This window comes from Acinetobacter sp. 826659, assembly GCF_000588515.1.
Classification (GTDB): domain Bacteria; phylum Pseudomonadota; class Gammaproteobacteria; order Pseudomonadales; family Moraxellaceae; genus Acinetobacter; species Acinetobacter pittii.
On record NZ_JFYD01000001.1, the window covers coordinates 186761 to 208554 of the forward strand.

22 protein-coding genes and 1 other RNA gene are annotated in these 21794 nt (G+C 36.1%); 7 read left to right on the plus strand and 16 right to left on the minus strand.

All coding sequences use genetic code 11. The features are described from left to right. Positions 1 to 24 precede the first annotated feature (24 nt). From J663_RS00900 to kynU, 5 genes are all read right to left on the minus strand, one after another. The gene (locus tag J663_RS00900; protein ID WP_033847292.1) at positions 25 to 1206 is read right to left on the minus strand and encodes a S8 family peptidase; all 1182 of its coding nucleotides are present in this window, start codon (positions 1204 to 1206) and stop codon (positions 25 to 27) included. Positions 1207 to 1762: 556 nt separating this feature from the next. Beyond that, positions 1763 to 2047 carry a DUF6527 family protein gene (locus J663_RS00905; RefSeq protein WP_005068934.1) on the minus strand — a complete coding sequence of 95 codons (285 nt, stop codon included), beginning with the start codon at positions 2045 to 2047 and terminating at the stop codon, positions 1763 to 1765. 606 nt (positions 2048 to 2653) lie between these two features. Further along, a complete protein-coding gene (locus tag J663_RS00910; RefSeq protein WP_033847294.1) occupies positions 2654 to 3400 on the minus strand; it encodes an alpha/beta hydrolase in 747 nt (248 codons plus the stop codon). Between the two features lie 7 nt (positions 3401 to 3407). Then, positions 3408 to 4814 (minus strand): amino acid permease, encoded by a 1407-nt coding sequence (locus J663_RS00915; RefSeq protein WP_033847295.1) that lies wholly within the window; start codon positions 4812 to 4814, stop codon positions 3408 to 3410. A gap of 40 nt (positions 4815 to 4854) precedes the next feature. Beyond that, positions 4855 to 6105: a kynureninase gene (gene kynU, locus J663_RS00920; protein ID WP_032070666.1), complete on the minus strand. Its 1251-nt coding sequence runs from the start codon at positions 6103 to 6105 to the stop codon at positions 4855 to 4857. 147 nt (positions 6106 to 6252) lie between these two features. Between kynU and gigD the strand changes: the two genes are divergently transcribed. Together gigD and J663_RS00930 are read left to right on the plus strand one after the other, a co-directional pair. Beyond that, positions 6253 to 6702 (plus strand): Lrp/AsnC family transcriptional regulator GigD, encoded by a 450-nt coding sequence (gene gigD, locus J663_RS00925; protein WP_004791887.1) that lies wholly within the window; start codon positions 6253 to 6255, stop codon positions 6700 to 6702. Positions 6703 to 6730: 28 nt separating this feature from the next. Further along, entirely contained in the window at positions 6731 to 7267 is a 537-nt protein-coding gene (locus tag J663_RS00930; protein WP_005068924.1) for a GNAT family N-acetyltransferase, read from the plus strand. Positions 7268 to 7304: 37 nt separating this feature from the next. On the opposite strand, the gene J663_RS00935 is transcribed toward J663_RS00930, so the two are convergent. Then, a complete protein-coding gene (locus J663_RS00935) occupies positions 7305 to 7598 on the minus strand; it encodes a hypothetical protein (RefSeq protein ID WP_033848016.1) in 294 nt (97 codons plus the stop codon). 424 nt (positions 7599 to 8022) lie between these two features. Here J663_RS00935 and J663_RS00940 point away from each other — a divergent pair, with 424 nt between their 5' ends. The 4 genes from J663_RS00940 (at position 8023) to J663_RS00955 (ending at position 10855) form a co-directional block, all read left to right on the plus strand. Further along, positions 8023 to 8709: an HAD-IA family hydrolase gene (locus tag J663_RS00940; RefSeq protein WP_033847297.1), complete on the plus strand. Its 687-nt coding sequence runs from the start codon at positions 8023 to 8025 to the stop codon at positions 8707 to 8709. After that, on the plus strand, positions 8693 to 9121 hold the full coding sequence (locus tag J663_RS00945) for an RNA-binding S4 domain-containing protein (RefSeq protein ID WP_005068915.1): 429 nt from the start codon (positions 8693 to 8695) through the stop codon (positions 9119 to 9121). Before J663_RS00940 ends, J663_RS00945 begins: the two co-directional genes overlap by 17 nt. Positions 9122 to 9266: 145 nt before the next feature. Then, on the plus strand, positions 9267 to 10313 hold the full coding sequence (recA, locus tag J663_RS00950) for a recombinase RecA (protein ID WP_002115680.1): 1047 nt from the start codon (positions 9267 to 9269) through the stop codon (positions 10311 to 10313). Between the two features lie 59 nt (positions 10314 to 10372). Further along, on the plus strand, positions 10373 to 10855 hold the full coding sequence (locus J663_RS00955) for a regulatory protein RecX (protein ID WP_005068912.1): 483 nt from the start codon (positions 10373 to 10375) through the stop codon (positions 10853 to 10855). Between the two features lie 13 nt (positions 10856 to 10868). On the opposite strand, the gene ffs is transcribed toward J663_RS00955, so the two are convergent. Further along, positions 10869 to 10965: signal recognition particle sRNA small type (ffs, locus tag J663_RS18595), an RNA gene on the minus strand. Positions 10966 to 11279: 314 nt separating this feature from the next. On the opposite strand from ffs, the gene J663_RS00960 reads away from it, so the two are divergent. After that, positions 11280 to 12152: a YbgF trimerization domain-containing protein gene (locus J663_RS00960; RefSeq protein ID WP_033847298.1), complete on the plus strand. Its 873-nt coding sequence runs from the start codon at positions 11280 to 11282 to the stop codon at positions 12150 to 12152. Positions 12153 to 12209: 57 nt separating this feature from the next. Here J663_RS00960 and lpxA read toward each other — a convergent pair whose 3' ends face one another. The 9 genes from lpxA to uppS are packed head-to-tail and all read right to left on the minus strand — an operon-like array spanning position 12210 to position 21793. Beyond that, positions 12210 to 12998: an acyl-ACP--UDP-N-acetylglucosamine O-acyltransferase gene (gene lpxA, locus J663_RS00965; RefSeq protein ID WP_017385998.1), complete on the minus strand. Its 789-nt coding sequence runs from the start codon at positions 12996 to 12998 to the stop codon at positions 12210 to 12212. Then, positions 12995 to 13480, minus strand: coding sequence for a 3-hydroxyacyl-ACP dehydratase FabZ (gene fabZ / locus J663_RS00970; RefSeq protein ID WP_002115603.1), 486 nt, complete (start codon positions 13478 to 13480; stop codon positions 12995 to 12997). Before fabZ ends, lpxA begins: the two co-directional genes overlap by 4 nt. A 6-nt stretch (positions 13481 to 13486) precedes the next feature. Beyond that, positions 13487 to 14557, minus strand: a complete 1071-nt coding sequence (gene lpxD, locus J663_RS00975; protein WP_032003815.1) for a UDP-3-O-(3-hydroxymyristoyl)glucosamine N-acyltransferase — start codon at positions 14555 to 14557, stop codon at positions 13487 to 13489. 4 nt (positions 14558 to 14561) lie between these two features. After that, positions 14562 to 15062, minus strand: coding sequence for an OmpH family outer membrane protein (locus J663_RS00980; RefSeq protein ID WP_016145644.1), 501 nt, complete (start codon positions 15060 to 15062; stop codon positions 14562 to 14564). Between the two features lie 41 nt (positions 15063 to 15103). Then, positions 15104 to 17626 carry an outer membrane protein assembly factor BamA gene (bamA, locus tag J663_RS00985; RefSeq protein ID WP_033847301.1) on the minus strand — a complete coding sequence of 841 codons (2523 nt, stop codon included), beginning with the start codon at positions 17624 to 17626 and terminating at the stop codon, positions 15104 to 15106. A 36-nt stretch (positions 17627 to 17662) separates the two neighbouring features. Beyond that, positions 17663 to 19018: an RIP metalloprotease RseP gene (gene rseP / locus J663_RS00990; protein ID WP_033847303.1), complete on the minus strand. Its 1356-nt coding sequence runs from the start codon at positions 19016 to 19018 to the stop codon at positions 17663 to 17665. A gap of 1 nt (position 19019) precedes the next feature. Then, complete coding sequence (gene ispC, locus J663_RS00995; protein ID WP_033847304.1) at positions 19020 to 20216, minus strand: 1-deoxy-D-xylulose-5-phosphate reductoisomerase; 1197 nt, start codon at positions 20214 to 20216, stop codon at positions 19020 to 19022. Beyond that, on the minus strand, positions 20217 to 21041 hold the full coding sequence (locus J663_RS01000) for a phosphatidate cytidylyltransferase (RefSeq protein WP_014206990.1): 825 nt from the start codon (positions 21039 to 21041) through the stop codon (positions 20217 to 20219). It lies immediately after the preceding gene. Continuing rightward, positions 21041 to 21793, minus strand: a complete 753-nt coding sequence (gene uppS, locus J663_RS01005) for a polyprenyl diphosphate synthase (RefSeq protein WP_002115643.1) — start codon at positions 21791 to 21793, stop codon at positions 21041 to 21043. Before uppS ends, J663_RS01000 begins: the two co-directional genes overlap by 1 nt. Between the last annotated feature and the right edge of the window lies 1 nt (position 21794).

A 21794-nucleotide genomic window follows, 5' to 3' on the forward strand; every position in this document is an offset into this window, starting at 1 on the left:
CTTTTCTAATTTAAATAACTGCTTTTATTGAGGAGATTTATATAGCAATCGATTTGGGCTACCTGAAGGATTTTTTACTACATTATTACTTGCTTGGTTTAAAAGATTGTTCGAGATTGTCTGAGGTGTTGCAGTAGGCGTACTTTGCAACATTTCAGCCACCACACCAGCCACATGTGGAGTAGCCATTGAAGTTCCATTTAAAACTTTAGTTGCTGTATTACTCCCAATCCAAGAAGAGTTAATCTGGCTTCCAGGTGCAAAAATATCAACACAACTTCCATAATTCGAATAACTAGCTCGAGTATCTGTACTATCTGTAGCAGCAACAGTAATTGCCTTACTTACTCTGGCAGGAGAAGAACTACATGCATCTGTATTCGAGTTTCCTGCAGCCACAACCATTACATAACCATTATTAAATAAATTTTCTACTGCACTATCTAAAGATGCGTTTGCTTCACCACCTAAAGACATATTCACTACAGCTGGCTTTTTACCATTTTTTAATATCCAATCTAGCCCCGCAATCACATTACTCGAAGCACCAGAACCATCACATCCTAAAATCCGAATAGGCACTAAGCTTACATTCTTGGCAACCCCATAGGTACTACCACCAACTGTTCCTGCCACATGTGTACCATGACCATGACAGTCACTTGTTCCATTACCATCAGATATCGCGGTATAGCCACTTAATACCCGTCCAGAGAACTGTTGATGTGTAGACAATATTCCTGTATCAACAATATAAGCGGTTGTACCTGAACCTGTTTGTAAGTACGAATAGGCTGAATCTAGAGGTAAGTTTTTTTGGTCAATACGATCTAGTCCCCAATCTGGGTTGCTTTGGGTAGTCGCATCAATTTTCATGATTGTGTCATTTTCAACTGAAACGACTTTCGGATTTTTTTTCATTGCTTCAACAAAAGCAGTACCAGCAACATCGGGTAAATAAATTGCAAATCCCTTAAGTACAGCATCATAGGTCTGTAATACCTTCCCACCATGTTGTTTAGCAATACCTTGTGCAAACTCGTTAGAAGAACCCACATCCTTATTAAGAATAACAATATATTGATTTTTAATAATTCCTTTTGCTTCAGACGAGCTTAGTACAGAATTTGTTGTAGCTGGTGCAGCATAGGTTAAATGGCTCAGCGCTATTGTTAAAAGAAAAGTCGAAACTTGGCAAAACTTCATAGAAAATCTCCATATTTTTTACTTTAGACATCATTGTTATGATCAGTACAGTCTTTATATTTAGGGATTAACATCTTTAGAAAGGAATTTTTATTATATTCTCCATATATTATAACCACATCATGTTTTCATAAAACTTGGACCTATACAATGCTATTATCTTTTTTCATTTAAAATTGAGAACCAATTCAAATAAACCAATACATTAAACATTTTAGAATAAATAATTATCTTACTTTATTTATAATTTAGTTTAGGTAGGATGTATAATGTAAAAATATATAATCATTAAAAATAATATAAATGTAGAAATAATGAGATATGTTCCAGTTGTATTAAAGCTTTTTAAAAATTTCCAGATATCCATAAATAAAAATATAAAACAGTAAGTTATGAAAATTCTTGCAAATTATAATATAGCCTTCAACTAAAAGAGATTTACAATTTTTTAAACTATATGTGTTCAGTATCAAATATGTAAAGATATATTGCACAAATATTTGTTAATTAATAAATATACTGTTTTTTAAATGGTTATAATTAATAAATACCAAAATCAATATATTCTATAGTTTTTTAATTTTAGTTCTGGCAGCTCAACCTTACAAGCAGCTAAATGATGCCTACAATTAACGCTATATTCGATAAAGCCATCTTTAATAAAGTAATTACAATATTCATTTATACTTATGATGGGATCAAATGTCGGTTTTTCCAAGTTACCATTAAAAAACCATTGGTTGCCGTTAGAGAAAGGATAATGTACAGGAATATAATGAAGATATCCGCAAGCAGGACACATATGTTTATACATGCCTCCTTCAAAATACTGTACTTTCATTAACACTCCTTTAAAAATAAAAAAGCCAACTCATAAGAGCCGACTAAACCATTTATTTACAGATGCTATATATTATTAAATTATGTGCTATAGCCTTTTCTCTTTTATTTTTCTGTTTTTAATTTATCTAACCTATATGACAAATTCATGAAGTTCCGAGTGTAATCTCACACTTTGTTAGTTTGGTAAAATATATTTTATATAATCTATTAATTAAATGATAATTCCAGTTAAATAATGAAAAGCAAATACTAGTTTGTTTCTTATTTGGCAGAGGGCTATGTGATTAACTCATATTAATCATTAAATAGATATTACCGCCATATCCAAGAACAAAATTCGATTTATCTTATTGTTTTTAAAAATCAAATAAAAAAGTCCGCATCTTGGGAAGCTACGGACTTGAAACTCAACTAAACAACAGCTAAACATTTTGCCGCTTAGTGAGAAAGCACTATCTTTTTAATCTAATTAAGTTCTATAGTCAGGTCAATAAGGATACTTAATTTTTATAAAAATTAGGTTGAGTTGTGATTTATCTCACATTTTATCTTCTAATAAGTTTAATCTGTTTTTCTTTACTCAATTACATTCTATTTCAAACACTCAAATTAAAATATTATTAAAGTAATGATTTAAAATAGAATAATGGTTAATTTTAGGAATAAGCTTGAAAGAAACAAAATCCTGAGCTTGCCTTTTCTTCATTTCAAAATAATTTTGGCTTTGCCATTTCAACTCATCAAGTTCGAGTTCACCACAGAAAATTGAACATGGAGTAGTAATTCGTTTTGACTGATGAACAGGGCTGTATTTTAAGATATCTTCGCTTGAAAGATTGAGAGCATGATTTAAATGTGTACTTTGTATAGGTTCCAGATCATAAATTCCACTTAACAAAACCATCTCAGATATGAGTGGATGGCCTAATGACAAAGCAGCCAGATGCGCCCCTGCCGAATGCCCAACCAAAACTACCTCATTAGTTTTCCAGTCTTGCTCTCGAATAAAATCGAGAGCTTGATTAACTTGAGAAGCAATATCTGAAATTTTGCTTTGTGGGGCCAGATCATATTCTAAAAGAATACACTGTGCACCCTTGGCTAGAACATACGGTACGATGAATGCAAAATCTGATTTATCACACCATTGCCAATAACCACCATGAATAAAAATAACAGTCTTTTTGGCTTGCCCTAATAGGAATAAATCTAAAGTTGACCGTGAGTGCGTACCATATTGGATATCTCCGATATGGGTAAATTTTTGATAGCTCAACAAGCTTGTTCTTTTAAATTCTGCCAATATTTCATGTTCATTCACTACAGTTCTAGCATTGTCATATGGTCGCATAGGTGTCTCACTTCAAAGATTCTTCATGACTATTTAAAGCAAGCTTGGCTGATGAACGTTTTAAATAATAGAAAAATGTAAGAACAACAACTAATGGGACTCCAAACTGTAAAGTTGACTTGAATTCATTGGTAAACCACGTTGTGATCGTAATACTTAAAATTGCGATTAATCCTAACAAGGAGATTAACTGACTCGCTGGAACCTTAAATTTTAACTGTTCTCCTTTTCGTGCCATGTTCCTTCTAAAAAACATATGGGTAACAAAAATACTGCCCCAAGTGAACAACGCACCAAACATAGATAAAGCAATCATGATCGGGAAAGCAGAAGCTGGGTTAATCGTATAAACAATACTCGCTACTCCAATACCTACTGCTGACAATAACAACGCATTAATTGGTACACCATTATGACTAATACGGCCAAATAGTTTTGGTGCATCACCAGCTCGTGACAAGCTAAATAGCATACGTGTTGAGATATACAGCATACTATTCATCGCTGATAAGGCCGCGACAATTACAATAAAATTTAAAATACTGTCTGCATATGGAATCCCTACAATTTTCATCACCATCACAAAAGGGCTGGTTGCGTCAGCTCCAATTAAGGTTGTCCAAGGAACAAGGGCCACAATGAGAAATAAAGACAGCAAATAAAATAGGATTAAGCGAATTGCCGTACTTTTAAAAGCTTTCTTAACAGCTCTTTCTGGATCTTTAGCCTCACCTGCTGCAACAGCGATCATTTCAATACTTAAATAACTAAATATTGAAATGATTACTCCAATCCAGACTCCACTAAAACCATGAGGAAAAAAGCCACCATGTTCGGTTAAATTAGAGAGAACCTGTTCTGTTCCTCCATGACTTTGAGTCAAAATACCAATTGCTAAAAGAATAAATACAATAATTGCAAAGACTTTTATTGTCGAAAACCAATATTCAACCAACCCAAATGCTTTAACACTATATGCATTAACCACAAGTAACGTCAGCGAGAAAAACGCAATCCAGACCCAAGAACCTACATGAGGAAACCATAATTTCATATAGTCAGCAACTGCTGTAATTTCTGTACCGACCGCTAATACAATACATGCCCAATAACAATAACGGACTAAAAACCCAGCAAGCGGACTTACATAATGCTCAGCATATGCCCCAAATGAGCCTGACGTAGGGTGCTGGACTGTCATCTCAGCCAAACAAGCCATAATAGCAAATGCGATTAAGCCTCCAATGGCATAACTCACAATGACGGCTGGGCCAGCAAAGCTAATTGCGAACTTGCTTCCCATGAACAGCCCTGTACCAATCGCTCCACCAATTGCAATCATTCCCATCTGTTTTGCGGATAATTTTTTATGTAAACCCGCTTCTCGATTTTGTATTTCATCAAAACTGCTCATAGGCCCTCCTAGCCATTTTTCTAATGTTGATCTCTAACGATCAGGTCACTTCACTGCGCACCAGATAACGTTCATTTTTCCATTCACTATTCAGCATAATTTGCTTAAGTTGTTGTACGGCATTCCAAATATCTTCAAATCCTAGATATAAAGGTGTAATTCCAAAACGTAATACTTCCGGCTCTCGATAATCCCCAATTACCCCACGAGCAATGAGAGCTTGAATAATTTCATAACCGAACTCATGCCTATAACTGACATGACTGCCACGATATTTATGATTTAAAGGTGTAATCAGCTCAAAACCAAACTGGGCACACTCTTGTTGAACAAGTTGAATAAACAAATCAGTTAATTTGAGTGATTTCACGCGTATTTGTTGCATATCAGCTTGTAAGAAAATATCGATACCACATTCAATTAGACTCATAGAAATGATGGGTTGAGTTCCGCACAAGTAACGGCGAATACTGTTAGCTGGTTCATAGTGCTGAGCCATATCAAAAGGTTTCTTGTGGCTCCACCAGCCTGAGAGAGGTTGCCAGAACTGATCACGATGCTTTCGATTTACCCATAACAACGCTGGAGAACCTGGGCCACCATTTAAATATTTATAAGTACAACCAATCGCAAAATCACTATTGCTCTGATTAAGATCCATAGGCACCGCACCAACCGAGTGACATAAATCCCAAATAATCAAAGCATCTTTAGCGTGAATTTGTTGATTAATAGATTCCATATCATAGAAATATCCAGTCCGATAATTCACATGAGAAAGAACAACAACCGCCACATCTTTTGCTAAAACACGAGATAAATCATCGGTGCCATCAATCAATTCAACTTGATAACCCTGATGAATCAAATCGATAAAGCCTTCAATAATATAAATATCGGTTGGAAAGGCATCTTTTTCTGCAACAATAATTTTACGTTCCGGAAATTTTTCAGCTTGAATTTTTACCGCTGCTGATAAAACTTTGAATAAATTTAGGGTCGTTGAGTCTGAAATAACCACTTCACCTTTTTCAGCACCGATAAGCTGCGCGACTTTATCTCCGAGTCTAGTCGGTAGTCCCCACCAATCGGCTTTATTCCAACTATTAATGAGGTCCTCACCCCACTCTTTTGCAATAATATGCTGAGCAACCTCTAATGATTTTTTTGGTCTTGCGCCTAAAGAATTCCCGTCTAAATAAATGATATTTTCTGGCAGTGCAAATTCATCTTTAAACTTTTTGAGTTCATCTTCCTGATCCCAATAGCAGCATTGTTCGTGAGTAATCATTTGTTATTTCACCTATTTTCAACATTTCCTTTGTATTTGAATTTTATCACGCCAATTCTTTCGATTTATTCGATAATATTTGATTAAAATTTGCTATTTTCGTATAAAATTCGAATTAAAATTAAAAAACATGGATGAAATTCGAAAATGAATGTAGATGCAATTGATCTTAAAATTTTAAAATATTTACAAGATAATGCTCGGTTAAGTAACCAAGAACTGGCCGATCTCGTTAACCTTTCGGCTTCAGCTTGTCATCGGCGAGTTAAAATTTTAGAAAGCAATGGTGTAATTGAAAAATATCAAGCGAAAGTTAATTATGAAAAACTAGGTATAAAAATTGAGGCAATTGTCGAAATAAAGCTTGCCCAACTCACAGAAAATGATCACAACTTCTTTTTAAGTCAGATCAAAAATTTTGATGAAGTCATTAATGCATATATTATTACTGGCGAATCTAATTATGTTTTACACGTTGCGACCAAAGATTTGAGTTCTTTTTCTCATTTCGTCATTAATACCTTAAATAAAATAAAAGGTGTAGTGAGCATCAATTCCAAGATCATTTTACAAAAGATTGTGCAAAAACCACTTTAATCCCTTATTTTTATTAAAGAGACATCTCATGATCGAAACAAAACGTTTAATTTTAAGACAATGGAAAGAAAGTGATGTTGAGCCTTTTATAACAATGGGCTTGGATCAAGATGTTATGCAATTTTTCCCAACTCTATTAACACCCCAAGAAAGCCTTAATTTAATCCAAAAAATTTCATCTCTAATTAATGAAAATGGTTGGGGCTTCTGGGCAGTAGAATTAAAAGAAACCCATCAATTTATCGGGTTTATTGGTTTACATAGCCAACCTGAACAATTTGACTTTTCTCCTTGTGTGGAAATCGGGTGGCGACTTGCAAAAGAATTCTGGAAACAAGGTTATGCAACTGAAGGAGCAAAAGCGGCTTTAGACTATGGTTTTAATGTACTGAATTTAGATAAGATCGTTTCATTTACCGCTAACATAAATATACCCTCTCAAGCCGTCATGGAAAGACTTGGAATGCACAAAGTTAAAAACTTTGATCATCCCAAGGTTCCTCTCCATCACCAACTAAAAGCACATGTGTTATATGAAATTACGAGCTCTTCATTTATTTTTTGATTAACGTCAAAATTTTAAATTATTAATAAAAATTTTCTTAATCATCGAAATCATAGCCAACAGATGTAGAGCAATCCCAATACTCATGGATTTTACTTGCGATATCATCTTTTCCCATTGTAGTGAGTACATAAAAGAGTTTAGCCTCTTTATTTTTTCTTAGTATTAATAGGTTGTAGTAATCATACTCAGGCCCATTAAGACCTAATGTTGGCTGTGTTTCACAGTGCTTTTCTGCTTTGTAATGCCATTCAAGCTTATAGGTATCAAGGCCATCAGCAGCATTGATTACAATACCGTCATTGGCTCCGCCAATAAATCCAATTTTCATTGCTTTCTCTAAATTCTTATTAGGGTTAATTTTAAATATATCTTTAAACAAGTATCCTTCAATTTATAAAATGTATGTCAATACGTATCCTATGTAAGCAAAATTAACCATAAATATAGATAGCCTTTTAAGATTTCTTAATTATAAACTTTGCCTGTCTATTTTTACTTCAAACACAGTAAAAGTTATCCACTAAAAAGCACTTATTATTGTTTCCTGTTTTGCAAAATTACACGCTATAATTTTCAAATCATTTATCCTCCCTACCCATCACATTAATCAAAACACCTTTTGAAAGAATTAATGGGTGGAGTTTTAAATTAATTTTATATCTCGAAGTTTCTTTAATTAATGATTTTAAAAAGGATATATGGTAGATGTGTCTTAAAAAGTTTGCTTTAAATGATTTTGGAGATATTTAGATATGTCTAAAATCGTAATGTTTGACATGGATGGTACGCTATTAGATCTCGCTTTTGATGATTTCATTTGGAATGAATGTCTTCCTAAGCGACATGCAGAGATACATCAACTTCCACTCGACCAGAGCCAAAAAACACTATATCAGTTTTATCAATCACATAGACATACGCTTGTTTGGTATTCATCAGCTTATTGGACCAAAACTGTAGGCGTTGATGTACTCAAATTACAGCAAGAATTTCAAACCAAAATTCAAGCTCGGTTTGGTTGTATTGAGCTTCTGCAGGAACTGAAAAAGCAAGGATATAGTTGTTGGTTAGTTACAAATGCCGATCGTGCAAGCTTACGGTTAAAGCTCGATAATGTTGCAATTGAACACTTCTTTGACGTAATGGTATCGAGTGAACAAATTGGTTATGCAAAAGAAGATATTCATTTTTGGCAAGAGCTCCAAAAATTACATCCTTTCGACACAGAAGCAACCATTTTTATTGATGATACAGGTCCTGTACTAAAAACAGCTGAAAAATTTGGTATCAAGCACTTGTTTACTATCTTGCAGCCCTCAAGTCTAAAGGATGTAAGAAAGCATGAAGATTTAGAATATAAAGCACTAGATCGACTTACAGAATTGCTGTCTATATTGAATCAAATTGATAGAAAGGATAATGATGTCAAAATCGCTTGAAAACGATGCTGTAGAGACCATGCGTATCGACAAATGGTTATGGGCTGCTCGTTTTTTTAAAACTCGTTCAATTGCTAAAGCAGCAATCGAAGGAGGTAAAGTACATCACAATAATGAGCGTGTAAAAGTTTCCAAAGAAATTCGTGTTGGAATGGAACTGATTATTCAACAAGGTTTTGATAAAAAAACCGTTGTGGTAAAAGCGCTTTCGAACACACGTGGTCCAGCACCAGTTGCCCAGCAACTTTATGAAGAAACAGAAGTAAGTATTGCTAGACGGGAGTTGATTGCATCCCAACGAAAATTGCATAATCTTGCTCGACCTGATCATAGACCGAGTAAAAAGGATCGTAGACAGATTAATCGGTTTAAACAGGACAATGATCAACACTGGTCGTATGGTGATGAATAAAAACGTCGAGTTGTGTCGCACACACACAGACAACACATAGAAGCTATAGAAAAAATCTGTCACTATTAGCCCTGTGAAACAAGTTGAGATTCAATGCATCCACTTGGGTTAAACGTGATGAACTTAGAGTATTGAGGTTTTTGAGATGGATGAGAATAAAAGCAAAGCATTACAAGCCGCGCTAAGTCAAATTGAGAAACAATTTGGCAAAAATACGGTGATGCGTCTCGGTGATAACACTGTTCAAGCAGTTGAAGCTGTATCTACAGGTTCTTTGACTTTAGATATTGCATTGGGGATTGGCGGTTTACCGAAAGGTCGTATCGTTGAGATTTATGGTCCAGAATCTTCTGGTAAAACCACAATGACTCTCCAAGCGATTGCACAATGTCAAAAAGCTGGTGGTACTTGTGCATTTATCGATGCAGAACACGCATTAGATCCACAATATGCACGTAAGCTGGGCGTGGACATTGATAATCTACTTGTATCGCAACCTGATAACGGTGAACAAGCACTTGAGATTGCAGACATGCTAGTTCGCTCTGGTGCAATTGATTTAATCGTTGTCGACTCAGTTGCTGCTCTTACTCCTAAAGCAGAAATTGAAGGCGAAATGGGTGACTCTCACATGGGCTTACAAGCTCGCTTAATGAGTCAGGCATTACGTAAAATTACGGGTAACGCTAAACGCTCGAACTGTATGGTTATTTTCATTAACCAGATCCGTATGAAAATTGGTGTAATGTTTGGTAGCCCGGAGACTACGACTGGTGGTAATGCATTAAAGTTCTATGCTTCTGTACGTTTAGATATCCGCCGTATTGGTCAAGTCAAAGAAGGTGATGAAATCATCGGCTCTGAAACTCGAGTTAAAGTTGTTAAAAACAAAATGGCTCCTCCTTTCAAAGAAGCTATTTTCCAAATCCTATACGGTAAAGGTACAAACCAGCTTGGCGAACTTGTAGATTTAGCTGTACAACAAGATATCGTGCAAAAAGCAGGCGCTTGGTATTCATATCAAGGCAATAAAATTGGCCAAGGTAAAAACAATGTTATCCGCCACTTTGAAGAGAACCCTCAAATGGCTGGAGAAATTGAAAAGATTATCCGTGAACAACTGCTAACTACGGGTACTAATGGTGCTGTACAAGTGGAAGATGAAGAAGAAGATCTTTTATTAGAGTCTTAATTACCGCTTATAAGTCTTAAAACGCCCTTCGGGGCGTTTTTTACAAGGAAATATTAAATATGTTCAAAAGAACAGAAGAACAGCCCCAACAACGCGCTTTGCTAACAGGTCAACGTTTGCGCTCATATGCTTTTGCGTTATTGACTCGTCGAGATTATTCGAAAGCAGAACTTATCGAGAAATTGAATCGTTATGCACAAAACCCTGAAGAGGTTAAGCAACTTGTTGAAGAGTTATCTGAGCAAAATTATCAAAGTGACCAACGCGTTGCAGAACTAACATTGGCTAGCCAAATTCGTAAAGGCAAAGGGCCAAAACGCATCAAACAAGCTTTAAAAACTAAACAAATCGAAAATGATTTAATTGCAGATGAAATTCATAACATTGATTGGGTGGAACAGGCTTATCAACTTAAAGTGAAAAAGTTTGGTGAAGAAGTAGAAAAAGATCCTAAACTTAAAGCAAAACAGATGAGGTTTTTACAATATAGAGGATTTGATTTAGATGTAATTATGAAGGCAATCCAGCGGAGATCGGATTAGAAGATGGTGGCAACCCCACTAGCAAAACTTCGGCACATCATAGATCTGCTACCGTTGCTACCTTCCGGTCCTGGCGGGGTTCACAGAGTACAATTGCGAAGCCACCAGCGGGGCTACCATTGCAAAACAGAGTATAGAGATTTTTAAAAGAGTTGCAAGCCTTCTTCTCAATTTTAAGCAAGTTTATGTTTCAATTGATTAATTCATCGTCAAAAACATATAAATTCCTAGAAACTCTTATCTTATATTCTTTCTTGATACTTATTTTGAATAAAATATGCTTGAAGATTGTAAACTATTCTTGCATTTATATTGTTAGCTGTTTTAATTGCAATGATCAATTAAAACCTTAGATAGCTAATGTGAATAGTTTACATATTCCCTTCTCAAGTTAGCTTTTACATAAAATTATGGACCTATACTCATGCGATTGATGAAGCATTCTTTATTATTTATTGCCTTAATGAGCACTACTTCTCTCTATGCCAATATTCCAATTGAATCGCGCGGTTTAAGTCAAAGTGGTGGTAGTTCAACTAACACTTCATCGAATAACGCTTCAGTCCCTAGTAATTTAAATTGGGAATTGATGCAAAAAAACCAACAATTAGAAAATGATATACGCACCTTACGCGGACAGTTAGAAGAACAATCCAATGATATTGAACAATTGAAAAAAGATTTATCTAATCGCTATACTGATTTAGACCAGCGTTTGGAATTACTGAATCAAAAAGTAGATCCAGAAAGTGCAACACCAGACAATACAGCAAATAGTGATGCTACAGCTACTGGAAGCTCAGAAGCTCCTCCTATCGACAATAAAGCAGTAAGTACTACAACTTCTGCAAGTCAAGTTACTCCCCCCTCACAAACGCAAGTAACACAACCAGCTTCACCGCCTGCTACACAAAACCAATCGAACCCTGTAGAACTTGAAAAAGCAGCTTATACTGTCGCTTTAGATGCCTACAAACAAGGTGGAGCGAAAAAAGCGATTGCTCCAATGCAAAACTTTATCAAAAATCATCCTAATAGCGTTTATACAGGGAATGCCTATTTTTGGTTAGCTGAGTTTAATTTAGCAACTGATCCGGTAAATTATAATGAAGCTAAAAAGAACTATACTGTAGTAGCTACGCAATACCCAAATTCTAGTAAAGCTCCTCGCGCGCTTTATCAACTCTACAGTATTGCCAAAGATGTTGATAAAAACACTGTATCAGCAAACCAATATAAAGCTAAAATCTTAAGTCAGTATCCAAAATCTGAAGAAGCCAAATTTTTTAACAAATAAAAGTTTTTAAGAAAAAAGACACCGCAGATTGCGGTGTCTTTTTTTGAATATCTCGGCTTAACGCACAATACCACGTTCTGATTGTTCAACAGAGTCAATTAATAATTGAGCTTCTGGAACATTCGGAAGAATATCATTTTTAATCTGCTCAACAGCTTGAACAGAAGTCAGGCCTGATTTGAAAATCAATTTATAAGCTTCTCTAAGGCCTTGAATTGTATCCTTAGACCAACCCTTTCGGCGCATACCTTCTATATTAATACCAAACGCATGTGCTGGATTACCAGATGCCATAACATAAGCTGGCACATCTTTTAAAATTAAAGATGCTCCACCAACCATACTGTAAGAATCGATTTTACAGAATTGATGAATTCCCGAATTACCACCAATAATGACATGATCACCAATATGGACGTGTCCAGCAACACCAACATTATTTGCGAAAATATTATGATCACCAACAATACAGTCATGTGCAATATGTGTATTAACCATCAATAAGTTATGACTACCTATTTTAGTTAAAGCATTATCTTGTACAGTTCCTCTATGTAAACTGCAATGCTCACGAATTAAATTATGATCTCCAATCTCTAACCAAGTTTCTTCACCTTGATATTTCAAGTCTTGGCAAACTTCACCAACACTTGCAAACTGGAAAATCTCATTATTTTGACCAATTTTGGTAAAACCACCAACTACAACATGTGAATGTAATTTAGTACCAGCGCCAATCGTCACATTTGGACCAATAATACAATAAGGTCCTATCTGGACATCCGGGGCAATCACTGCAGATGGATCAATAATGGCCGTAGAATGAATTAAATCGTGATTGCTCATGCCTGCTCTGTTTTTTGGTGTGAAATCATAATTTCAGCGGTTGTTGCTACAATACCGTCAACGGTAGCTGTACAGTTATATTTGTAGATACCGCGTTTTTGCATTACTAATTCAGATTTTAATACAAGTTGGTCGCCAGCAACTACTTGTTTTTTAAATCTTACCTTTTCTGCACCAGCAAAGAGGAATAAAGAACCTGGTTTTGGCGTCTCATTGTTCATAATAAAACCTAGAACGCCCGAAACTTGAGCTAATGCTTCTACAATTAGAACACCCGGCATAATTGGATATTCTGGAAAATGTCCTTGTAGGAACTCTTCATTGATAGAAACATTTTTATAACCAACAATACTATTGTCAGTAACTTCAGTCACACGATCAACCAATAAGAAAGGATAACGATGCGGCAAATATTGACGAATCGTTTGAATCTGCATTGGTAATTCAGGGATGGCAAATTTAGGTGTAGTTGACTCGGTCATAATATTCTATTTACGCAAATTAAAAGTTGATTCAAGAGACTCTATTTGAGCTTGTATATGATCAAGTCGTTTAGTGATTTGGGTCAATGGCACATCTGCTAATTGTCGCAAGCGTACAATTGTCTTTTTCCAATGGCTATTTTCAAATAATCCAATTCCTGAAGAATAGGTACCAGCTTCAGAAATATTTTTTGTGACCATTGACATTCCAGTTAAAGTCACGTTATCAGTGATTGAAAGGTGACCAGACACACCGCAGGCTCCTGCAAGAATACAGTTTTTGCCAATTTTAGTGCTTCCAGCAATTCCACATTTAGCAGCAATAGCTGTATTGGAACCAATATGAACGTTATGTGCGATTTGCACAAGATTATCAATAATTACCCCATCTTCCAAAATCGTATTATCTAGTGCCCCTCGATCAATACTACAATTTGATCCAATGCGGACATCATTACCGATGATAACTGAACCTAATTGAGCAATACGATGCCATTTACCCTGATATGGTGCAAAGCCAAAGCCTTCACTACCAATCACAGTACTTGCATGAACTCGAACACGATCAAGTAATTTAGAACCGCCAGTAATGGTGACATGAGAATCGATAAAACAATCCTTTCCAATTTCCACATTATCATCCAGACGAGTATGAGACTGGATAATCGTGTTCTCACCTACTACACAATTTTCACCAATTACAACGTAATGGCCAATATATGCTTTTTCAGAAATAATTGCAGAAGGATGAATTTGAGCAGTACTTTCAATCCCTATTGATGTGATCTTTTTATCAAAAGCATGCGTAAGTATGGCAAAAGCTAAATAAGGATTATCAACAATAATAAAATTTTGTTTATCAGTTAGCTGTTCTTTAATTGAGTTTGTAACAATGTACGCACCCGCACGGCTAGCTTTTGCTTGATCGATATACTTTTCGCCATTTACGAAAGTAATATGAGAAGGTTCAGCATTTTCTAAACTTGCTAGGTTTATGAATTGAAGACTACCCGCACCGACTAACTCACCATTCACTAGGTGAGCTAGTTCATCTAAACGATAATGTTGCACTTTCATTAATTTATTTCATTGAATTAACCTTTTGTATCATTTTATCAGTTAAATCATATTTAGCGTCATAGGCAACGGTCGAATTTTTATTCAAAATGAAGTCAAGATTATTTTCTTTTCGTAATTGTTCAGCTGCTTGCTTCACACGAGTCTCAAAAGTTGAGTTCATTCCTTGCAAACTAGTTTGAACTTTAGACTGCAAACCTTGTTGAGTCGAATTAAATTCATTTAATTTTGACTGATATTGAGTTTGAAGTTTCTTAATATCATCTTCTTTCATTTTTTGCCCTTGAGTTTGGGCTTGACGCTGAAGGCCTTCTAACTCTTTACCCAACTGCTCAAGACGAGTTGTTGTTGGTTTAACAGATTGATTTAAACTTGCATTTTGTTGTTTTAAATAAGTACTACTTTCAACAACTTTAGCAAGATCAATAACACCATAACCAGCAGCATTAGTCATAGCAGAAACTGTAAGGCCTAACCCTAACATTAATATATTTAATTTTTTCATCTTAATTTGTGTCCTTATTTCATTGTTTAGTCAAGTCGTACTTAGAAAGTACGACCGATTTCAAACTGAATCTCTTTAGTTTCGTCACCAGGCTTATCATTTAACGGGAATGCATAGCTAAGAGATAATGGTCCAATCATAGTGATCCATGTGAAACCAACACCTACGCTATAACGCATATTGCCTAAATCAAAACCGTAGTTATCTTCACAATATTTTTTAGCATTCGAAATTTCTTGGCCATTCATACGCATAGAATAAGAACCAACGTCACACTTAGTATCGAATACCTGACCACCTTCAGCAAAAAGAACTGGGCGTACTTGACGAGTCCAGTCCCCTTTGAAAGGTAATGGTAAAGCAAGCTCTGTACCAAACTGAACTAGAGCATTACCACCCACTTCTTCTGGTGAAGGGTCATCTTTATTTTCTTCTTGTAAATTCACGCTTGAATATTTCGGACCCAAGGTACTGTTGTCATAACCGCGAACAGAGCCATAACCACCCGCATAGAAGTTTTTATAGAATGGCAAATCATTACCATAGCCAAGCTTACCATAGCCACGTAGCACAAAACCCGTGTCTTTAATTGGCCAGAATGCTTGCGCATCATAAGTTAATTTTTGATAGTCCACATCACTACCAGGTAAACCAATTTCAAGCCCTACTCGATGAGACATACCCGATGTTGGGAAAATTGGTCTATTTAAAGTGTTATATGACCAACCTAAATTTAAGTTATAGGTAAAGAACTCACCTTCAAATGCATTTTCATAAGTTCTTGTGCCCCCTTCCTTACATTCAGTGCCAGTGATATTACCTTGCTCATCTTTTATAGGAATTTGATTCTCAATTGGGCAGTAAGTCTCTGTGCCTGTTGCTTTACCACCATTAGCCTTTAAGTAGTCACGTACATAAGTAGAAACATAAGGACCAGTCGTTACTTTAGTATTATCAACACCAACCGAAGCACTTAGGCTTTGGTTTTCATCAATTGGGTAACCAAAACTTAAACTACCACCAAAACTATCGGTAACATAGTTATTAACGTTATAGTCATCATTTAGCTTTGTTTTACGATAGTAAACATTATAACCGCGGCTTACCCCATCAATAGTGAAGTAAGGGTCGGTAACGCTTAAATTATAGTAGTCTTGAGTTTCAGAACGAGATAAATCGATGGAAACACGATTACCTGTTCCCATAAAGTTAGTTTGACTCAAACCTGCTTGGAATGTGATACCACCACTTTGTGAGTAACCTACCGCTAATGTTGTAGTTCCCGAGTGTTGCTCTTCAACATTTACGTTTAAATCCACCTGATCTGGTGAATTTGGAATACGAGCCGGTTTAATATCAACTGTTTTGAAGAATCCAGTACGCTCTAAACGAACCTTGGACAAATCAATTTTTTCATTACTCGCTAAAGCGCCTTCCATTTGACGCATTTCACGACGTAATACTTCATCGGCAGTTTTACTATTACCTGTAAAGTTAATACGACGTACAGTTACTTGCTGACCTGGGTTTACATAATAGTTTAAGTCAACAACACCCGTTTCGTTATTAATTTGCGGAACAACATTTACATCTGCAAAGTAATAACCAGCATTACCATATTTACGCAATAACAATTGCTTAACAGCGTTTACTTTTTCTTGAGAATAAGTATCGCCATCTTTATAGATTTTTAAAGCTTGCAGTTCTTCAGGTTTATAAAGTGCGTCACCTAAAAATTTGGTTTGACCAAATTTGAACTGACTACCTTCCTCTACAGCAACTTCAATAAAGATATTCTTTTTATCTTCACTAATATTAAGCTGTGAGTTATTGATATGAAAATTGATATAACCTTTATTCAGATACATCGCACGCAAAGCTTCAAGGCTCGCTGCCATTTTCTCTCTAGCATAACGGTCGTTACGGGTTACAACAGAAGCCCATCCACTTTCTTTAACTGCGAAAGCTTGTTTAATTTCGCTGTCTTTAAAAACAGTGTTACCAATAATATTGATATTAAAAACTTTAGCAGCCGTACCTTCATTAAAATTTAATTTAAGTTCAACACGGTTATTTGGACGAGCTATCGTATCAACAGTTACGTCAGCATCATAACGGCCTTGCTGAGTATATTGCTGCTCTAATTCAGTTTCAATTGTTTGTAAGGCTGACTTCTTGAAAACTTCGCCTTCGGCAATGCCCATTTTTTTGAGGCCTTGCTCTAAAGCCTCTTTAGGAATAAGTTTGTTACCCTTAAATTCAAGTTTTGAAATAATTGGGCGCTCTACGACATTGAAAACTAAAGTATCGTTATCTCTTGATGCTTTAATATCGTCAAAAAGTCCAGTGGCATACAACGTTCGAATTGCTTCTGCGATCATCGGTTCATTAACGCGATCGCCACTGTTGATTGGCAACATGGTAGAAACATTTGCAGGAGTAAGACGGACTAAACCATCTACACGAATATCTCGAACAACGAAATCATCAGCTGCATATGCTTGTTGTACCGCTGCCATAGCGCTAACAAGTGCCAAAGGCATTAAAAAATGTGTGTGCCGCATGCCAGTTTTTCCAGTAAGTTATAAATCCATATACGTTTACAAACGCATAAAATCGTTAAATAAAGCTAAAAGCATCATACTACCGAGCAGTACCATACCAATTTTTAGACCAAACATTTGTATTTGTTCAGAAACAGGCTTCCCACGAATAGCTTCAATAATGTAATAAACGAGATGTCCACCATCAAGCATTGGAATTGGCAATAAATTTAAAATTCCAAGACTTACACTCATTAAAGCCATAAATGAGATAAAAGTTTGCCATCCCATTTCTGCACTTTGTCCCGCTACTTTCGCGATTGTAATTGGTCCAGAAAGATTCTCTAAGCCAATTAAACCCTTAACCATTTTTACTATCGAACTCAATATCATGCTAGAGATTTGGCCAGTCTTATCTAGTGACATCTGGAAAGCTTGTAATGGAGTATATTGAATTATTTGCTTATATTCGTCAGGAATTGTAATTTTTCCTGCATCACTTTTTACGCCTAAAACCCCACTCACTTGCCCCATATTGTCACGCTTTCCTTGAGGCATGACTTGCAAATGAACGAGTTGACCATTACGCAACACATCAATACCAAGTAATTTTTCTGGTGAATGTTGCACAACTTCCACAACATCAAACCAGTCTTTCATTACTTGACCATTAATTGAAACAATACGATCACCGACTTTCATTCCTTGACGAATTGCTGCCCCATCTGCAGTCAACTCAGTTACAACAGCGGGAATAACGGGACGATAAGGTAAAAAACCTAATACATCTAAAGCTGATTCATTTTGATTTTTTAAAAAATCTTTAATTGGTAAAACAATATTTTTTTCAGTACCTGCACGATCTACATCGATATTCAAGTTACCAGTTTCACCTACACGATCAATCAAAGCAAAGTTAAGTTTTTCCCAAGTTTGGGTTTCCTTTCCGTCAACAGCAATAATCTTGTCACCTACTTGTAGTTGAGCTGTTGCTGCTGGCGAGTTGGGTATAACTTTACCTACTCTTGTATTTAGTTGTTCCTGTGCTGGTAAAAATAAAATCCAGAAAAGTAAAACAGCAAAAATTAAATTAATTAAAGGTCCAGCCGCAACAATTGCTATACGCTTCCATGGTTTTTGACGGTTAAATGCATAAGGTAAATCTTGTTCTGCAACATTACCTTCGCGCTCATCGAGCATTTTTACATAACCACCTAGAGGCAAAGCTGAAAGTTGGTACTTAATTCCAGATTTTTTTGATGTCCATTTAAGTAATGTCGGACCAAAACCAATGGAATAGACTAAAACTTTAACACCAAGTTTTCGTGCCACCCAATAATGACCGAACTCATGAATTGCAATTAATGGACCGAGCAAGAGAGCTGCTGCTGCAATCATAAATAATGCGCTCATTTCAGCCTCCTATACTTGATATATACTGCTGTGCTACATGTCGTGCTACTTTATCTTTATTTAAAATAGACTCGATATTATCAGCAACTGAGTTTTCCAATTTTTGCAAAGTATGCTCTACCACTTGTGGGATATTTGTAAATCCAATCTCTTGGTTTAAAAATGCAGCAACAGCAACTTCATTTGCAGCATTTAAAATAGTAGGTGCCAACCCTCCTGCACGCATTGCCTGACGGGCTAAATCAAGTGCTGGAAATTTCTGGATATCCGGTGCTTGAAAATTAAGCTGAGAATACTCAAATAAATCTAAAGCAGGAACACTAGTCTGTAAACGTTCTGGCCATGCTAATGCATGGGCAATCGGTGTACACATGTCTGGATTACCCATTTGCGCCAATGTTGAACCATCAACATATTGCACCATAGAATGAATAATACTTTGTGGATGAACAACAACTGTAACAAAATGTTCAGATATTGAAAACAAATGACATGCCTCGATCAACTCTAACCCTTTATTCATAAGAGTAGCTGAGTCAACTGAGATTTTCTGCCCCATAGACCAGTTGGGATGCTTACAAGCCTGTGCAGGAGTTACTTTTTCTAATTGTTCTAACGAATGGTTTAAAAATGGTCCACCTGAAGCGGTCAATAAGATTCTTGATACACCCTGTTGCGGTTGTCCATTTCTTTCAGCCTCTAAATAATTATGAGGTAATGACTGAAAAATAGCGTTGTGTTCTGAATCTACCGGTAATAATAATGCCTGATGATCACGTGCTGCTTGCATCATGATTTCACCAGACATGACCAAAGCTTCTTTATTAGCAAGCAATACGCGTTTACCAGCTTTTACAGCCGCTAATGTTGGTAATAAACCAGCTGCTCCAACAATTGCGGCCATAACTACATCAACATCTGGATGAGATGCGATACTTACCAGCCCTTCCTGATCAGTCAAAATTTCAATATTTTTTAATTCATTTTTTGCAAATAAAGCTGCTAATTCGTCAACTTTTTTCTTTGGTACAACTACAACTTTTGGTTGAAATTGTTTACATATATCAACCAATTCAGAAATTCGACTATGGGCTGAAATTGCAAATACTGAATATTTATCAGGATGTTGATTTAAAATTTTTAAGGTACTTTGCCCAATGGAACCGGTTACGCCCAATATGCAAACAGATTGTGTCATTTATAAATCTACACCAATAAGTTTTAATATATACATTCCCGTTGCAAAGATCGGGGCTGCAGCAAGTAAAGAATCAATACGATCTAAAACACCACCATGACCAGGTAGTACACGTCCAGAATCTTTAATACCAGCACGGCGTTTAATCATCGACTCAAATAAATCACCTAAAACTGAACCGAATACTGTAATCAGTGACAATATAAGAAACAGAATTTGCTGAATTAAAGTTAAATTTAAATACTGATATTGCACAACCAACATTACAAGTATGGTCGTGATAACACCACCATACAAGCCTTCTACCGATTTGTTCGGACTTACTGTTGGTGCTAGTTTTCTTTTACCAAATTTACGACCAACAAAGTAAGCACCACTATCTGCACCCCACACGAGTAAGAACAGATACATTAACCACCATGGTGAACTTTGCCAAACAACAAAAATTGAAGTTACCGCAGCACAAACTAAAATAATGCCAATTACATATAGAGTAGCGTTATACCACCCATCAAATTCAGGAAAAGATTTGACCCAATAAACGCTTACAAGCCAAGTCAAAATTGAAGCTGACCACAACAATAATGCAATATCATGGAAAAATAGAGCAACGCCTGAAACGAATGCAACAAGCAGACCATAGCACCAAGCTTTTGGCTTTACAGCATTTACAGTTTCATGGGGCATTAATTTATACCATTCATACCCCGCAACCCCTGCTGCTACAATCATAAGAACCAACATTGGATAATGTGATTGCGTAGCAAACATACAGCCTAAAACAACTGCGACAAGTACCAATGCGGTAACAATCCGCTCTAACATTATAAGTTCTCTATTTTCTCTTGCTGAATTTGTTCAGATGTTTTGCCAAAACGACGTTCACGCCCTGAAAAAACATTCAATGCATGATCGAATTCTTGTACTGTAAATTCTGGCCATAAAGTATCAGTAAAATACAGCTCCGCATATGCTGCTTGCCATAACAAGAAATTAGATATGCGATAATCTCCACCTGTACGGATCAATAAGTCCACAGCTGGCAGATCGTTTAGACTGACATATTTTTCGAACAAATCAACATTTATTTGATCAGCACCAAATTCACCACGGGAAACCGCTTCAGCAACTTGTTTTGCTGCATTTGCAATATCCCACATCCCACCATAGCTCACAGCAATAGTTAAGGTCATAGTGTTATGGTGTGCTGTCTGTTGCTCTGCATCTTCCATTAAGGCAACTAGGTGTGACGGTAATCTGGAACGATCACCTATGAAACGCAAAGCAATATTAAATTTCTTCATGCGAGGTATTTGCTCATGAATAGTTTCTTCAAGAAGCTTCATAAGCAGATCGACTTCAAATTGTGGTCGATTCCAGTTTTCGCTTGAAAATGCAAAAACCGTTAAAGCACGAATACCTGTTTTTTTACAATGTTCAACGATAGGATCAAGAACATTTTTACCCTCTCGATGTCCATCACCTTTTTGCATTTGATTTTTTTTTGCAAAGCGGTTGTTGCCATCCATGATGATGGCAACATGCTTAGGAAGATGATACTCTTCTGAATCGGTCATA

Excerpts from the sequence above, each read along its gene's own strand:
- J663_RS00900 (WP_033847292.1), bottom strand. The coding sequence starts at position 1,206 with ATGAAGTTTTGCCAAGTTTCGACTTTTCTTTTAACAATAGCGCTGAGC.
- J663_RS00905 (WP_005068934.1), bottom strand. The coding sequence starts at position 2,047 with ATGAAAGTACAGTATTTTGAAGGAGGCATGTATAAACATATGTGTCCT.
- J663_RS00910 (WP_033847294.1), bottom strand. The coding sequence starts at position 3,400 with ATGCGACCATATGACAATGCTAGAACTGTAGTGAATGAACATGAAATA.
- J663_RS00915 (WP_033847295.1), bottom strand. The coding sequence starts at position 4,814 with ATGAGCAGTTTTGATGAAATACAAAATCGAGAAGCGGGTTTACATAAA.
- kynU (WP_032070666.1), bottom strand. The coding sequence starts at position 6,105 with ATGATTACTCACGAACAATGCTGCTATTGGGATCAGGAAGATGAACTC.
- gigD (WP_004791887.1), top strand. The coding sequence starts at position 6,253 with ATGAATGTAGATGCAATTGATCTTAAAATTTTAAAATATTTACAAGAT.
- J663_RS00930 (WP_005068924.1), top strand. The coding sequence starts at position 6,731 with ATGATCGAAACAAAACGTTTAATTTTAAGACAATGGAAAGAAAGTGAT.
- J663_RS00935 (WP_033848016.1), bottom strand. The coding sequence starts at position 7,598 with ATGAAAATTGGATTTATTGGCGGAGCCAATGACGGTATTGTAATCAAT.
- J663_RS00940 (WP_033847297.1), top strand. The coding sequence starts at position 8,023 with ATGTCTAAAATCGTAATGTTTGACATGGATGGTACGCTATTAGATCTC.
- J663_RS00945 (WP_005068915.1), top strand. The coding sequence starts at position 8,693 with ATGTCAAAATCGCTTGAAAACGATGCTGTAGAGACCATGCGTATCGAC.
- recA (WP_002115680.1), top strand. The coding sequence starts at position 9,267 with ATGGATGAGAATAAAAGCAAAGCATTACAAGCCGCGCTAAGTCAAATT.
- J663_RS00955 (WP_005068912.1), top strand. The coding sequence starts at position 10,373 with ATGTTCAAAAGAACAGAAGAACAGCCCCAACAACGCGCTTTGCTAACA.
- J663_RS00960 (WP_033847298.1), top strand. The coding sequence starts at position 11,280 with ATGCGATTGATGAAGCATTCTTTATTATTTATTGCCTTAATGAGCACT.
- lpxA (WP_017385998.1), bottom strand. The coding sequence starts at position 12,998 with ATGAGCAATCACGATTTAATTCATTCTACGGCCATTATTGATCCATCT.
- fabZ (WP_002115603.1), bottom strand. The coding sequence starts at position 13,480 with ATGACCGAGTCAACTACACCTAAATTTGCCATCCCTGAATTACCAATG.
- lpxD (WP_032003815.1), bottom strand. The coding sequence starts at position 14,557 with ATGAAAGTGCAACATTATCGTTTAGATGAACTAGCTCACCTAGTGAAT.
- J663_RS00980 (WP_016145644.1), bottom strand. The coding sequence starts at position 15,062 with ATGAAAAAATTAAATATATTAATGTTAGGGTTAGGCCTTACAGTTTCT.
- bamA (WP_033847301.1), bottom strand. The coding sequence starts at position 17,626 with ATGCGGCACACACATTTTTTAATGCCTTTGGCACTTGTTAGCGCTATG.
- rseP (WP_033847303.1), bottom strand. The coding sequence starts at position 19,018 with ATGAGCGCATTATTTATGATTGCAGCAGCAGCTCTCTTGCTCGGTCCA.
- ispC (WP_033847304.1), bottom strand. The coding sequence starts at position 20,216 with ATGACACAATCTGTTTGCATATTGGGCGTAACCGGTTCCATTGGGCAA.
- J663_RS01000 (WP_014206990.1), bottom strand. The coding sequence starts at position 21,041 with ATGTTAGAGCGGATTGTTACCGCATTGGTACTTGTCGCAGTTGTTTTA.
- uppS (WP_002115643.1), bottom strand. The coding sequence starts at position 21,793 with ATGACCGATTCAGAAGAGTATCATCTTCCTAAGCATGTTGCCATCATC.